Annotated in this window: 8 protein-coding genes; 5 read left to right on the top strand and 3 right to left on the bottom strand. The window is 63.6% G+C overall.

Annotated elements, in window-relative coordinates; translation table 11 throughout:
* Positions 1-21: 21 nt before the first annotated feature.
* Genes ubiE through HRU71_04550 form a run of 3 tightly spaced genes read left to right on the top strand, consistent with a single transcriptional unit; the run spans position 22 to position 3,365 of the window.
* The gene (ubiE, locus tag HRU71_04560) at positions 22-771 is read left to right on the top strand and encodes a bifunctional demethylmenaquinone methyltransferase/2-methoxy-6-polyprenyl-1,4-benzoquinol methylase UbiE (protein ID QOJ02804.1); all 750 of its coding nucleotides are present in this window, start codon (positions 22-24) and stop codon (positions 769-771) included.
* 1 nt (position 772) lies between these two features.
* Complete coding sequence (bamD, locus tag HRU71_04555) at positions 773-2,680, top strand: outer membrane protein assembly factor BamD (protein ID QOJ02803.1); 1,908 nt, start codon at positions 773-775, stop codon at positions 2,678-2,680.
* A gap of 52 nt (positions 2,681-2,732) precedes the next feature.
* Entirely contained in the window at positions 2,733-3,365 is a 633-nt protein-coding gene (locus HRU71_04550) for a UbiX family flavin prenyltransferase (protein QOJ02802.1), read from the top strand.
* 179 nt (positions 3,366-3,544) lie between these two features.
* Here the strand turns inward: HRU71_04550 and HRU71_04545 are convergent, their stop codons facing one another.
* Complete coding sequence (locus tag HRU71_04545; GenBank protein ID QOJ02801.1) at positions 3,545-5,131, bottom strand: HAMP domain-containing histidine kinase; 1,587 nt, start codon at positions 5,129-5,131, stop codon at positions 3,545-3,547.
* Positions 5,132-5,279: 148 nt separating this feature from the next.
* Between HRU71_04545 and HRU71_04540 the strand changes: the two genes are divergently transcribed.
* Both HRU71_04540 and HRU71_04535 read left to right on the top strand, forming a co-directional pair.
* A complete protein-coding gene (locus tag HRU71_04540) occupies positions 5,280-6,449 on the top strand; it encodes a hypothetical protein (GenBank protein ID QOJ02800.1) in 1,170 nt (389 codons plus the stop codon).
* 188 nt (positions 6,450-6,637) lie between these two features.
* Complete coding sequence (locus HRU71_04535; GenBank protein QOJ02799.1) at positions 6,638-8,698, top strand: polysaccharide biosynthesis protein; 2,061 nt, start codon at positions 6,638-6,640, stop codon at positions 8,696-8,698.
* 50 nt (positions 8,699-8,748) lie between these two features.
* Here HRU71_04535 and HRU71_04530 read toward each other — a convergent pair whose 3' ends face one another.
* Together HRU71_04530 and smc are read right to left on the bottom strand one after the other, a co-directional pair.
* Positions 8,749-10,875 carry a chloride channel protein gene (locus HRU71_04530; protein ID QOJ02798.1) on the bottom strand — a complete coding sequence of 709 codons (2,127 nt, stop codon included), beginning with the start codon at positions 10,873-10,875 and terminating at the stop codon, positions 8,749-8,751.
* Positions 10,876-10,928: 53 nt separating this feature from the next.
* Positions 10,929-14,507 (bottom strand): chromosome segregation protein SMC, encoded by a 3,579-nt coding sequence (smc, locus tag HRU71_04525; GenBank protein ID QOJ02797.1) that lies wholly within the window; start codon positions 14,505-14,507, stop codon positions 10,929-10,931.
* Between the last annotated feature and the right edge of the window lie 168 nt (positions 14,508-14,675).

The raw sequence follows: 14,675 nt of genomic DNA, 5'->3' as shown, positions 1-14,675 counted from the left end.
TGCCGCTAGAATACGCCGATCATGGCGGCCGGACCGAGCAACAGCGTGGTGTGGGACCAATCGCGTCTGGCCGATCCGCATCGTCAGCCCGACAAGGCGATGCGTGTGCGAGCGATGTTCGATGCGATCGCACCGACGTATGAGCGCGTCAATCGCTGGCTGTCGCTGGGGCGGGATGCGTCGTGGCGGCGTCGAGCGGTGGCGATGGCCGCGTTGCAATCGTCCGATCGCGTGCTGGATGTGGCGTGCGGCACGGGGGACTTCGCGCGGGCGTTCGCCAAGGCCGGCCCGGCGCTGGTGGTCGGCTCGGACTTCTCGGCGCCGATGCTGGCGCTCGCGGCGGCGCGGCCTGTTGCTCGCGCGCAATGGTGCCGTGCAGACGGCACGGCGCTGCCGTTTGCCGATGCGTCGTTTGATGTGGTGAGCTGCGCCTTCGGCATTCGCAATTTTCAGAATCTCGCCGGCGGGCTGGGTGAATTTCATCGCGTGTTGAGGTCCGGCGGTCGCGTGGTGATCCTCGAGTTCTCCATTCCGTCGTTTCCACTGGCGGCGGGGATGTACCGGCTGTATTTCCGCAGCATTCTCCCGCGCCTGGCGACTTGGATCAGCGGTGACCGAACCGGCGCGTACGATTACCTGCCTCAATCGGTGGAGACGTTTCTCGATGAGCCGGCGCTGCGCCGCGCGCTGGCGGACGCCGGTTTTGCATCGTGCGTCACGCGCCGGATGACCGCCGGCATTGTCACCGTTTACCTGGCTCGAAAGGCTTGAGATGGAAGCCGTGGCGGACAACTCGCCTCGCAACGAATCCGACCTGATTGTGCCGCCGCAGACCGATCCGGTTGCCATCGTCGATGTCTGGTCGCGCACGGCGCCGAAATATCGCCGCCGCGCGATCATCATGCTGTTCCTGCTTTGGCTGCTTTTCGCCGGGTTGTGCTCGTTCGCGTTCTGGCTGCGCACCGGGGCGCCGTTGCCGTGGACCTACGATCAGTACGCCGACTTGATGGCCCGTTCATTCATGCCGACCGGGCAGAATCAGATCACGCTGGCTGATTTTCTCTCGCATCCGATCAACGTCCGCGATGTGCCCATTCACGCCGTGATCATGGGGCTGCTCTTCGCGTCGCTCACGTCGATTCCCATTCTCGTGACGATTCTCTATCGCCTGCCATCGGCGATTGTGTTGTGCGCGATGGTGATCTTTCTCGCGGCCATGCCGTGGCTCGGGCTGACGGTCCTGCTGGGGTGCATTCTTTCGGTGCTGCCGGCGTTTCGTTTCACGTTCCGCTACGCGTCGGCGCTGATCGGCCTCGTGCCGATCGCCATCTATTTTGTTTCGGCATCGTGGCAGCCTTCGACGGCGTCCACGCGGTCCTTCCAGAATCAGGCGCTCATGTATGCCCCGTGGGTCCTGGCGCTGTTGAGTTCCTGCGTCATCTGCGCCGTGGCGCTGCTCATCGCCCGACTCATCAACTACCGTCCCGGCGGCATCCCGCCGCTGCTCACGGCGCTGTTCGCCATTCCCGTGTTCTTGTTTCATACGCAGGTCGGCCGCGATGAATTGTCTTACCGTGTGCTCGAAGTGAGCATCGGCCCGACGGGCCACGCCATGTTCGCCAAGCTTGATGCGGGCATGATGGCCGAACGCGAGGCGGCGCGAAGCTGGAGCGAAGCGCAGGACACGTCCTTCGCCGAATTGTCCCGGCATCTGTTCGACCGCTACGTCGATCGCGCACTCGTGGACGCCGAGACCGATCGACTCCGGGCGATCGATGCCTGCGATCGGTTTATTCGTGATTTTCCCCAGTCACGCTACGTGGCGAATGTGCTCTTCCTCAAGGGGCAGGCGCAGGATCATCGGCTCATTCGTTCCAGCCTCGTGCAGAATCAGCGGATCGAATATCGAAACGACAGCCCTGGTCTGGCATCGTTGGCCACGTGGGAAACGATCCGGCAGCAGTTTCCATCGAGCAGCCTCGTTGCGATGGCGTTGTACAAACTCGCGATCCTCCAGACGCGGGAGGGAAAGCTCACGGACGCCTTGAATCTCCTGAACACGCTCCTGCTGCGTTTCGATCTGGCTCGCGCCACGACGCAGCCGCGCACGCCTCCTCCGGATGCCCGCAACTTTGTTTTTCAACGGACCGATCCGACCGCCGGGCTTGGGCTGGATGTCCCGGCGCTGGTGCTTCAGGCTCGACGGCTTCGCGAGCTGATCGAGGCGTGCCAGGGGGATGCACCGCGCTCGTTCCAGGAGCTGTTCGTTGCCGTTCCAAAGGATGCCGAACGCACCGTCCATCCGGTTCAGCTTCTGCTGTGGCTGGATGAGACGGACCCGGCCTACGCTTCGAATCTTCGGGCGCTGATTGCACATTTCCCCGAATCGATCACCGCGGACTTCGCCCGAATCCGGCTGACGATGCAGGAAGCCGCGATCAGCCGGCGGATTGATCGATTTCGCGTGCTGGTTTCCCAATTGGCCAATCGCCCGTCGGCGGCCCAGGCGATGTTCTGCCTCGCCGAGGTGCTGGAAGACGACAACATTACGGATGAAGCGCGAGCGCGCTATGATGACCTGTCGCGCACGCATCCGAACAGTTGCTGGGCACAGGAGGCCGCGGCTCGACTGGCGACGTTGTCGGTCGCCGAAGGATCGGAAGACGCGTCGAGTCGCTGACGGCGCTTGGCGCGGCGTCGCGTTCCACGCAGGCAGCGAGGCATTGATCACGATGAAGCGAATTGTTCTGGCGGTTACGGGAGCAAGCGGGGCGCCCTATGCACGCCGGCTGATGCAGTGTCTCGCGCGGGGTGGCGCCGAGGTGCACTTCATTGTGTCGCCACACGGCCGCCAGCTTTTCGCGGACGAGATGGGCATCGCGCAGCCGACGCCCGAGGCGCTGGTGGGGCGGGAGCTGGCGGACCGATTTGTGAGTTATTCGTACCGCGACATCGGGGCGCGGATCGCGTCGGGAAGTTTTCTGACCGACGCGATGATCATTTGTCCGTGCAGCAGCAACACACTGGGCGACGTCGCGTCGGGCACGGGTGCGAATCTGATTTCGCGCGCGGCGGCGGTGCATCTGAAGGAATCGCGCCGGTTGATCCTGGTGCCGCGCGAGATGCCGGTGTCGCAGATCGAGCTGGAGAACATGCTGCGAATCTCCCGTGCCGGAGGCATTCTGTGCCCGGCGTGTCCGGGGTTTTACATGCTGCCGCAGACCGTTCAGGACGTGGTGGATTTCGTGGTGGGTAAATTGTGCGATTTGGTTGGCGTCCCGCACACGCTGAACACGCGCTGGGATCCGTCCATTCGCAACGATGCCGAAGCCGGCGATGCCCTGCCTCGTGACTCAATAACTTGAAACATCCAACCGTCTAGAACTGGTTTCAAAACTCCTCTCCCCCTTGGGGGAGAGGTTGGGTGAGGGGGAACAGTAGTTCAACCGAAAGGATTCACCCTCACCCCGACCCTCTCTCTGAAAGGGAGAGGGGGTTTTGAAACAGCTTTTAGTGATGTGGGACTGGATGACGGCTCGCGGCGCTACGTCAGCGGCACGGCGTGGAGGCGTGTCGTGACCAGTTCCGAAGGCGGCGTGATGGGCAAGATCACGGTGAACGTCGAGCCTTCGCCCTCTTTGCTGACCACGCTGATGTCGCCGCCGAGAATATGAGCCAGCTCCCGGCTGATGGCCAGCCCCAGGCCCGTGCCGCTGTGTTCGCGCGTCATGGAGTCGTCGATCTGCCAGAACTTTTCGAACACCCGCGGCAGTTCGGACTCGGGGATTCCGATTCCCTGATCGTGAACGCTCAATCGCACGCGGGCGTCGCCGTCGCGGGCGATCTCGAGCTCGATGGACTTGTGATCCGGCGTGAATTTCACGGCGTTGGATAGTAAGTTGTATAGAATCTGCTGAAGGCGCCCCGCGTCGGACGTGATCGCCGGAAGATCCGGTTCAAAACGCCCGGCCAGCTTCAGGTTCTTCTTGTCGGCCAGCGGGCGCATGAAGTCGATCAGGTTGTTGCCCAGCTCGGTCAGATCAATCGTCGCGAGATGCAGCTCCAGCTTGCCCGCCTCGATCTTGGCCAGATCCAGCAGGTCGTTGATGATTCCCAGCAGCATGCGCCCGCTGGACATGATGTTCTCGGCGTAGCGCAAGGTCCGACCGCCCTCGGTGCTGGCCGCTTCGCGGAGCAGTTCGGCGAAGCCGATGATCGAAGTCAGCGGAGTGCGCAATTCGTGGCTGACGTTGGCGAGGAACTGGCTCTTGATCTTGTTGGCCTCAAAAAGCGCGACGTTGCGTTCGGCGACTTCGCCCAGGCGCGTGTCGAGGCTGCGATTGATGGTGCGGAGTTCGTTCTCGGAAGCCTGGAGGTGGCCCAGCATGCCGTTGAAGGCGCGGGCCAGTTCTTCGAATTCGTCACCGGTCGCGATGGCGCTGCGAATGCTGTGATCGCCCTGCGAGACGCCGTCGGCGACGCGCGTGAGCTGCCGAACCGGGGAAAGGATGAGCTTCTGCACGATCAGGTAAAACACCAGCACCGCCAGCATCCCCGCCAGCGCGCCGGCCATCAGGATCAGCCCCAGGTTGATCCACAAATCGACCCGCGCATTGCCGGCGGGGTACTCGGCGTCGACCACGCCGACGAGGGTTCCGGCGGGGTAACGCGTGCCGACGGACCGGACAGGCAGCACGACCCGGTACAGGAGGTTTCCGCTGATGGTCTCAATCGGGAGCTGCACTTCCGTGAGTGATCGATCGGCCGCCAACGCGCGGATGGCGCCGGCCACGTCCGGATCGCAACCGGGCGGTGGTTGTGGATCGGCCGGATCGGCTAGCGGAATCAGCCGCGGAACGGGGCAGCGAATACCATGCTTGACGCTGCCGGCCGGCCACCACGTTTTGAGCAGGCGTTGCTTGTACTCCCAGTTGCCGCTGCCCGGCTCAAAGCGAGCCAGGGCGAGCCGCGCGGCTTGGCGCGCGAGCGTGAGGTTCTTTTCATGCACCAAATCCCGCATCCGCAACCACGGGACCAGCAGCGCCGACGCGATTATCATCAGCACCGCGAGGCCGAAGAGCATCCGGCACTTGGAAGCGAGCGAGACCGAAAGGACGGAAATTCGAGACATAAACCCTGCATCGTTACGAACATCGCGCTGGCCGTATCGTATTATGAATGAGCGGGTTAGGTGAGTCCCGCATATTCTGCGCGATTGACCAATGCTTCAGCGGCCGATATGATAACGTATGTTTTCCACCTTGCCCTGGATACATGAGATGCCTCTTATGATGCGCTGGGTGATTGCCATTGCGGTGTTGGCTGCGTGGCCGCATTCGGCCTCGGCGCAGCATGAGCAGCGCGCGGGCGGGACAAGAAGGAACAACTATCGAGCCGGGGGACTGGTTCAGACTCCGCGATACATGCCTGCGGTCGGGCCTAACGGGGGTTACAGCGGCATGAAGACGCGGGTTGACGTGTTGCGCGATTTTGATGGCCTGACGAGTCGGGCAGCGGATCGGTATCGAGGGTACTACAAACCAAGTCCGATGCGCGAGATACTCGATCGTCAGAGCCTGATCCTTCCGCGTTCCAGGATGGCGATCCGCCTGACGGAAAGTCGTGGGTTTACGCTGGAACGGCGCGAAACCATCTCGCGCCCGCCGCGCGTCGGCGAGGTCAACGAGCGGCTCATGGAAACCGCGCCGCTCGAATCAGCCGGGATCAAGGTTCCCAACTCACAGCCTGATACCACCGGGGCATTCCTGGATACGAAGCCCTCTTTGTATCGTGAGGGCTTTCGCGAGTCGGCCGATGGGAAGCTGGAGCGGGCCGTGCGTCCGACGTATCAGGATTATCTGGAGGAGCGTCTGAAGCGACGAGCCCAGGAGGCCTACGAAACGGGGTTGAGTTATTCCTATTCGTATGACCCGCTCGACTCCGCAAAGTCCAGCAGCGCGTTGCTCAACGCGCGAAGTCATTTTGAGTTGTATCGCGATGCGACCCGTGACGAAGCCAAGCCCTATTTCGCGATTGGGATTGTTTCGTTTCTGAACAGGGACTACGCGCGAACTTACTCCAGTATTCGCGATGGGATCCTGCGCGTTCGAACGGCGGACGATCTTCGATTCGATAAGGACCGGTTTTTCAAGGATCCCAATTACTATCGCGATGTTTTTGACAGCGCCAGTACGTTCTGCGCTGCGGTGAATGATCGGGCCTATTCCGCCGTGATTCTCTCGTACACGGCGTTTCTGTATGGCGACCAAAGCACGGCGCTGTCCGCCGCGGAAGGGCTGGAAAAGCTCGAAGATCCGGATTTGGTCAAAGTCGCGGCCCGGTATCGTAAAGCGCTGCAGGAGGCTGGTTCGGCGGAAAAGAATTCCTCGATACCGGCGGTCCCTTCCTCGCTGCCGCCGACGGCGCCCGCAGGGTCCACCGGCAATTGACCCCCTCGTGTATTGCAGCGCCATCGTCTCTGCGCCAACCTCCCGCTTATCGGAAGTGCTACGAGGCGGAGCGGTGAAGCTCATTTCTCCTTCCCCCTGGGCCGAGAAATGAGGTAGCATATGTTGCGGGGTTCGACCGCGTTGTGCTTCTCCGGCACACCGGCTGCTCGTGGGATCCTCCGGCTGACATGACAAATACTGTGAAGCCTGGCCAGCCGTTCCTTCGGCGTCTGATTTCGCGTCATCGCGGGTTGATTTCCGCCGGGCTGCATGGCGTGTTGTTCGCGGCGGCGCTGTTCTGCGCCTTTGGGCTGTACTTCAATTTCAAGAATCTGTACTTGTGGTTCAGCCCGTTTTATCTCCCCCTGTTGCCGATCGTCGTGATCATCAAGATGGCGGTGTTCGGCTGGCTCAAGCTTTTTCGCGGCTCCTGGCGGTACGTGGGAATGCGTGACATGCTGGCCGTCGTGAAGGCGACGAATATCAGTACCTTCGGATTCGTGGTGGTTTTTTATCTGGCGGAGAACATCCACTTGCAGAAGTTCGGGAGCAGCATGTTCCTGGATCAGGTCATCAGTCCCGATGGCAAGCTCGTACCAACGCAGTTTCCGCCGTCGATGTTCATTCTGGACTGGGGCACGACAATCGCGGCGATCTGCGGGGCGCGGCTGGCAGTGCGGTTGTATCACGAAGAGATTCGCCCGGTGGCCAGCGCCGGGTTTCGGCGGTGTTTGATCGTCGGTGCGGGGGATACCGGCGAGGCGTTGCTGCGCGAGATGCTTCGAATGCCGGTGGAGCGGTATCGCGTGGTGGGGTTCCTGGATGACGATCCTTCCAAGCACGGGACGCAGATTCACGGCGTGCCGGTGCTGGGATCGATCGAGCGGGTGCGCGATGTCTGCAAGCAGGAGCAGATCGAGGAAATCCTGCTGGCGATCCCCGGTGCACCGCAGAAACGGCTCCGCCAGATCGTGGAGGCGTTGCAGGGTCTGAACGTTCGATTTCGCACGATTCCCGGCATGGAGCAGGTCATCGAGGGGCGGGTCACGTTTTCGCAGATTCGCGACGTGGACATCAAGGACCTGCTCGGGCGCGAGCAGGTCGAGCTGGACGAGGCGCAGATTCGCGAATCGCTGCGTGGGCAGCGTGTGCTGGTGACGGGGGCCGGGGGCTCGATCGGCTCGGAAGTCTGCCGGCAGTTGCTTCGATTCGGACCAGCGCGGCTGATCCTGGTGGAGCAGGCGGAGAACAATCTGTTTGAGATCGACCGGGAGTTGCAGGCGTTGGCCCCCGGCGTGCCGCGTGTGTGCTACGTGGCGGACATTTGCGACGCACGGCGGGTGGAAACGGTGTTCGCGACGGAGCGACCGGCGGTGGTGTTCCATGCCGCGGCGCACAAGCACGTGCCGCTGATGGAGCTCAACGTCGGCGAGGCGATCAAGAACAACGTGCTGGGCACGCGCACGGTGGCGGATGCGGCATTGCGTCACAAGGTGCAGCGGTTCGTGATGATCTCGACGGACAAGGCGGTGAATCCGACGAGCGTGATGGGTTGCACGAAGCGCGTGGCGGAGATGTACATCCAGCAACTTGCGACGGCGGGGGGAACGCGTCCGGCCTCGGCGGCGGGCACGCAATTCATCACGGTGCGGTTCGGCAACGTGCTCGGTTCAAGCGGGAGCGTGGTGCCGATTTTCCAGCGCCAGATCGCGGCGGGCGGGCCGGTGACGGTGACGGATCCGGCGATGACGCGTTACTTCATGACCATCCCCGAGGCGACGCAGTTGGTGTTGCAGGCCGGCGTGATGGGCAACGATGGCGACATTTTCGTGCTGGACATGGGCGAGCCGGTGAAGATTGTGGACCTGGCGCGCGAGATGATCACGTTGAGCGGTCTGCGTCCCGGTGAGGACATCGAGATAGTTTTCACGGGCGTGCGTCCCGGCGAGAAACTCTACGAGGAGTTGAGCGTTCAGGGCGAGGACATGGTCAAAACGCGGCACGAGAAGATCTACGTCTGGCGCAACCGCCGCGAGGACTGGCCGCGCGTCTGCCGGCTGATGGAAGACCTCATCCGAACAGCCGATGATCTGACGCACGAGCAACTGCGACGTCAGCTCGCGGAGATCGTCGTTGAGTACCAGCCCGGCCCCGGCGTCGAGATGTCGGGCGGCGCCTCGGTGAGACCGGCTCCCGCCGACCTGTTGCCGGCCGGTGAGAATCGGTTGCCGCGCACCGCGGGTTCTTAGTTCGTTTTTCTTCGACAGCGCCGCGGCGTCGTGCACATGGCCGGGTGAATTCATCCTTTCTCGGAGTCCCGGCGTACGCCGCCGTCTGCGGTGACGACCAGCAGCCGCTGATCCGCCTCAAGCGGAGCATCGAGGTTGGGTGGGCACTGGAGCGAGCCGTCGGGCTGTTCGATGGCGATGACCTGCGCGCCGTGCGCGCGGCGGAAGTCGGTCTCGCGGAGAGATCGGCCGACGGCGTCGGACGGGACGGTGAGGCGTTGCACGAGATCGCGACGGGCCGGAGCGATTCCCAGACCGAGTTGTTCCAATCGCGCATCCTCCTCCATTGTGCGAAGTCCGGCATGCTCGCGAAACATCAGTCGTTGCACGCCGGCCATGTGATCGCGCACGGCTTCGAGCACGCGCCGGCGGCTCAACATGCCGATCCATCGCCGCTCGGGGGGCGCGGTCAACACCGGCAAGACATCGTGGTCGCTCCGGCGAAACGCATCGAGTGACGAATAAACGTCATCATCGGCCTGCACGGTGACCAACCGCCGCGTCATCATGTCCGCGGCGATGATCGCTTCGGCCAGGGCGGGTTCATTCATGATGCGCTGGATGTCGGTCGTTGAGATCAATCCGAGCAGTTCGCCGCCTTCGGCGACGGCGAAGACCGGGCGTGTGCCGGGCGTCAGTCTGCTGACTATCTCGCGCAGGGTCGCGCCGGGAGAAATCGTCTCGGGCCAGACGCGGTCCATGATTTCGTCCACGCGCCACGACTCAAGCAATCGCACGATGGCGTCGCCCGCGTGGGCCGGCGATTGCACGCTCGTCCGCACCTGCTCGCGGCTCAAACCCCATTTGCGGCCGATGACGTAGGCGCTGACACACACCAGCATCAGCGGCACGATCAGCCCGAATCCGCCGGTCATTTCCGTAACCATGACGATGCTCGCCAGCGGGGTGCGCATGGTGGCCGCGAGGACGCCGCCCATGCCGACGGCGACCAGCGCGGGGCGCAGTCCGGAGCTTGACCCCATCATGCCCGGATCGATCGCGTCGATCATCGCGCCGAGAAACGCGCCGATCACGCCTCCAAGAAAGACGGAAGGCCCCAGTGCGCCGCCCGATCCGCCGCTGCCGACCGTGGTCGCCGTCGCAAGGCATTTGAAGACGATGATCAGCGCGAGCAGACCGGCCCAGGCGCCGGCGCTGACGTCGGTCTTGGTCATGCCGTCCACCGCGCCCTGGATGAAGGCGTAGCGGCCGTCCATGACCTGCGGAAAGACGCAAGCGATCGTGCCGGTGGCGAGACCGCCGACGGCGGGGGTGATCCAGAGCGGGAGTCGCACGCGCGGCATGATGGTGTCTTCAACGAGCCGCAGGGTGCGCGTGAAGAGAATCGCGCCCAGTCCGCAAAGCGGGCCGAGGGCGGCGTATGCGAGCAGGTCCTGAATCGAGCCGAAAGCGAGTTGATCGGCGCCGCGAATCAGGTACTCCGGCTGCCCCAGGCCGCCCCACAGCGTCATGAAGACGGAGTACCCCAGCACGGAGGCGACAAACGACGGCACGATCGCGTCGGACTCGAACTCTTCCTCCTGATATAAGACGCTTGTAGCAAATAGCGCGCCGCCCAGGGGGCATCGGAAGATCGCGCCGACGGCGGCCGCGCAACCGGCGATCAGCATCGCCCGGCGCTCGCGCGGTGCGAGCCGGAAGACGACGCCAACGGCCGAACCGATGGAAGCGCCCAGTGCCGCGTTGGGACCTTCGGGGCCGGTCGATCCGCCGCAGGAAAGCACGGCGACGTTTGCGACGGCCTTCACAGCCGGTCCGCGAAGGGGAAGGACGCCCTGATGATGGTGAAACGCGCGGATGAGGGCGTCGGTGCCGTGACCGCGAGCGCTCTGGGGGCAGAACCATTTGACAAGCAGACCGGAGATCATGCCGCCGACCGCCGGCAGAACAAGGACGCGCCAATCGAATCGCAAGACTTCTGGCGAGCCGAGATGCGTGACGCGGCCGATCAGGAAAAGCGTCGCATGGTGGAGCGACCATTCAAAGGCCGCGGCGGCCAGCCCACCGAGCACACCGACCAGCACGCCGAGCGCGAAGAGCCTGCTCCAGCGGGCGGCGGGCTTGGGGAGGGGCTGTCGAAAGCGCGACCATAAGGCGTTAATACGCGGGAGGGGCATAAAGCCAATGATACACAATGATAGACCAAACGCGCTGCCAGGAATCGCGCAGATTACGCCGACGCTTTCTGCTGCTCGTCGTCGAAGCGGACGCTCACGCGCTTGGAGACGCCCGCCTCCTGCATCGTGACGCCGTACATGGTGTCGGCGATGCTCATCGTGCGCTTCGAGTGCGTGATGACGATGAACTGCGAGAGCTTCGAAAACTCCTCCACGACGTGGTTGAAGCGCACGTTGTTGGCCTCGTCCAGGGCCGCGTCGACTTCGTCAAGCAGCACAAACGGCGACGGGCGATGGCGGAACACAGCCATCAGCAGGGCGATGGCGGTCATGGTCTTCTCGCCGCCGGAGAGCAGGCTGATGCTCTGCGGCTCCTTGCCCGGCGGGCGGGCTACGATTTCGATGCCGCACTCCAGCACGTCGGCCTCGTCCAGGAGCAGCAACTCGGCTCTGCCGCCGCCGAAGAGCTTCTTGAAGAGCGCGGAGAAATGCTCGGCCACGCCCTTGAACGTGTCGATGAAGCGCTGCTGCGACTCGACGTTGAGCCGGTCGATCAGTTCCAGCAGTTGCTTTTCGCTCGTGCGCAGATCGGTCAGTTGGCCCGTCAGGAACTCCAGGCGCGTCTCGAGCTGGCCCTGTTCGTCGATCGCGTCGAGATTGACGCTGCCGAGGCGTTCGATCTTTTGCCGCAGCTCCTCGATTTTCGCTTCGACCGCGGGCCAGTCTTCGTCGTCCTGGGGCGTGTAGCCGGCGTACTGCGCCTCCAGATCAACGTGCAATTCCTCCTGAATGCGGCCGACGAGATCCTCCAGTCGCACACGCAGCTCCTGGAGTTTCAGTTGCTTCTCATGCAACTGGGCTTCCACGGATTCCAGATCGCTCCGCAGCCGTCGGGCGTCGATGGCCAGTTGCTCGACCTCGCTGCGCAGATCGTCGCGATTCGTGCGAAGCTCGGCCGCCTCGCGCGAAAGCGCCGCGTGCTGCGTGCGATGCTCGTCAAGCGCCGCTTTCGCGGCGGCCATCTGCTCTTGCGATTGCTTGATGCGCTCCTGCGCCTCCACGACGTCGCGCGCGGCCTGGTCCCGCTCGGTCAGCAACTGCACGCGTGCCGCCTGTAGCTCCCGAGCGCTTTCGTTCGCCGCTGCGCGCTGTTGCGTCAACTCGCCGCTGCGCACCTTGGCCGCCGTGATCGCTTCGCCGATCTGCTGCCGCCGCGCCTGCAACTCGGCCAGCGCCGCGGTCAATTGCTCGACCATTCGCTCGCTTTCGCTGCTTCGGGTTTCAAGCTGCGTCAGCGACTGGCGGCTGGCCTCCTGCCGGGTCCGCATCTCGCCGAGTTGATCGACCAGCACCGCCACTTCGCGCGCGATCAGCGGCCGCTCGTCCGACAATTGCCGTACCGTCTCATCCACCGCCGCGAGATTCGCAGCGGATTCGACGCGTTGCGTATTCGCCTCGTAGATCGCCGTACGCAGGCTCTGTTGCACCTGTTCGAGATGGCTGACCTCGCTCTCGCTGGTGCGGAGCTGCTCCGAAAGTGATGCGATGCGCTCCTCGACCCCCGTCAGTTCCTTGGCCAGCTCGCGCAATTCGCTGCGCCGGCTGATGAGGCCCGACCCCACGCCGAGCGGACCGATTCCCACGCGGCCATCCGGCTCCCACACGATGCCCTCGACCGTCACGAATCGCGCTGCGACCGGGTCGATCGCCGCCAACCGCCGGGCCACGTCGATGCTTTCCACGACATAGGTTCGGCCCAGCAGGTACCGCGCAAGTTGGGCGCAGTCTTCCGGGAAGCGAACCCAGTCGATCAATTTTGCGACGAAGCCCTCCTGGCTCGACAGGTCCGGTCCGTTCACCAGCGGCGGCACACAGTCCAGCGAGAAGGCCCGCACCGGACCGGACAGATCGGCGAGCGTGTCGCGGTCGGCGAGCAGTGATTCGCGCTGCGTGACAACCAGATACTTTTCGTAATTGCCGAGAACCGCTTCGACCAGTCCGGCGTGGGCCACGTCGGCCTCGAACAACTCGCCGACCGCGCCGCGCACGTAACAGAACGTGCGACCCGATTCATCGCCGTCGCGCCGTTCGAGGATCTCCCGCGCGCCGGCGAGCAAGCCCTCGTGCTTGCGATCCTGCTCGGCCAGTAACTGCCGCCGGCTCTCCAGGCCGCTGCGGTATTCCTTCGCTGCCGCGAGCTGGTCGATCAGTTGCACGCGGTGGCTGGCCGCGGCGTCGGCCTTTTCTTTCGTCTCGTTCAGTTTTGCCGTTTGATCGGCGATCAGGGCATCGATCTCGCCGAGCCGCGCGCGGTGTGATTGCTGGCGACCCATCGCCTCGGCCAGCTCGGTCGCGAGAACCGCATCGCGCTCGTCGAGTTGCGATTTCTGTCGCGCGAGCGATTCGTGTTGTAGATCCAGCCCCTGGATCTCGTTGTGCAACTGGCTGGTGCGGCGCAGCAGGTCGATGATGCCCGCCTTTTCGTCCTCCAGCCGCGTGCTCGTTTCGTTCGTCTCGTGAGCGCAGGTGCGGTCCTGATCGGCCAGGCGAGAGAGTTCTTCGTGGACCGCCGCAAGTTCCGTCTCAATCCGCTGGATGACCGCATCCTGCTCGGCGAGGCGGCTGTCCAGCGAGGTTACTTGTCCATCGAAACCGCCCAGCCGCTCCTGGGAGCGCGCGAGAAGCTCCTTCTGATCGGCGATGCGGCGCTCGGCGGCCGCGATGCGTTCCTCCTGCGCGGTGATCTGCGACGTGGCCGTCAGCAGGCGATTCTCGGTGAGCGAAATGGCCCGTTCGAGATCGACGATGCTGACGTTGGCCTCGCTGCTGCGGGCTTCGTTGTTCGACAGGTCGGTTCGCAACCGGGTCGCGTGGTCGGATAGTTGGGTCGACTCTCGCTCCGCGGTATCGCGCCCCTCGCGCAGGCGGTGATACTCCGCCAGGGCGTATCGGCTGCGAAGTTCGCGTAATTCCTGGACGTATGCCTGGTAGTTCCGGGCCTTGCCGGCGGCCAGTTTCACGCTTCGCAGACGCTTTTCGACTTCTTCGACGATGTCCTGCACGCGGAGCAGGTTCTGATTCACGCGCTCGAGCCGGCGCTGCGCCTCCTTTTTGCGCACCTTGTACTTGCTGATGCCCGCGGCCTCTTCGAAGATCAGCCGCCGCTCGGTCGGATTCGCCTGAAGCAGCACGTCGACGCGACCCTGCTCGATCACGCTGTACGCATCGACGCCGATGCCCGTATCAAGAAACAACTCGCGGATGTCCTTCAGACGGCACACCTGCTTGTTCAACAAGTACTCGCTCTCACCACTGCGATAAAGCCGGCGCGAGACGGTCACCTCGGTCTGATCCGTCGGCAGGCGCCCGTCGGAATTGTCGAACGTGAGATCCACCTGGGCCATGCCGAGGCTCTTGCGCGTGCCCGAACCGTTGAAGATGACATCCATCATCTGCTTGCCGCGCAGGCTCTTGGCGGATTGCTCGCCGAGCACCCATTTGATGGCGTCGACGACGTTGGACTTGCCGCAGCCGTTCGGCCCGACGATGCAGGTGATGCCACCGCCGAAATCGAATTCAGTCTTATCCGCGAAGCTCTTGAAGCCCGTCGCCGTCAGTCGCTTGAGAATCATGAATAAAGCCTAGCCTCCCTGCTGCCGTGGCCGGTTCGTGTTGCATGGCGCGCTGGCGGATCGAGTCGTTCGCCGTCGCGCCTTCGGGCCTCCTGCCCACCCGCCCCAGATTGATTGTCTGATCCCCGGCTGCGATGGGCGCCGGGCGAAACGAGCATTCTACCAGAC

The sequence above is a fragment of the Planctomycetia bacterium genome (assembly GCA_015200345.1).
GTDB lineage: Bacteria > Planctomycetota > Phycisphaerae > UBA1845 > UTPLA1 > PLA3.
The sequence above is the reverse complement of the archived record's forward strand: the minus strand, read 5'-3'. Positions and strand labels throughout refer to the sequence as shown.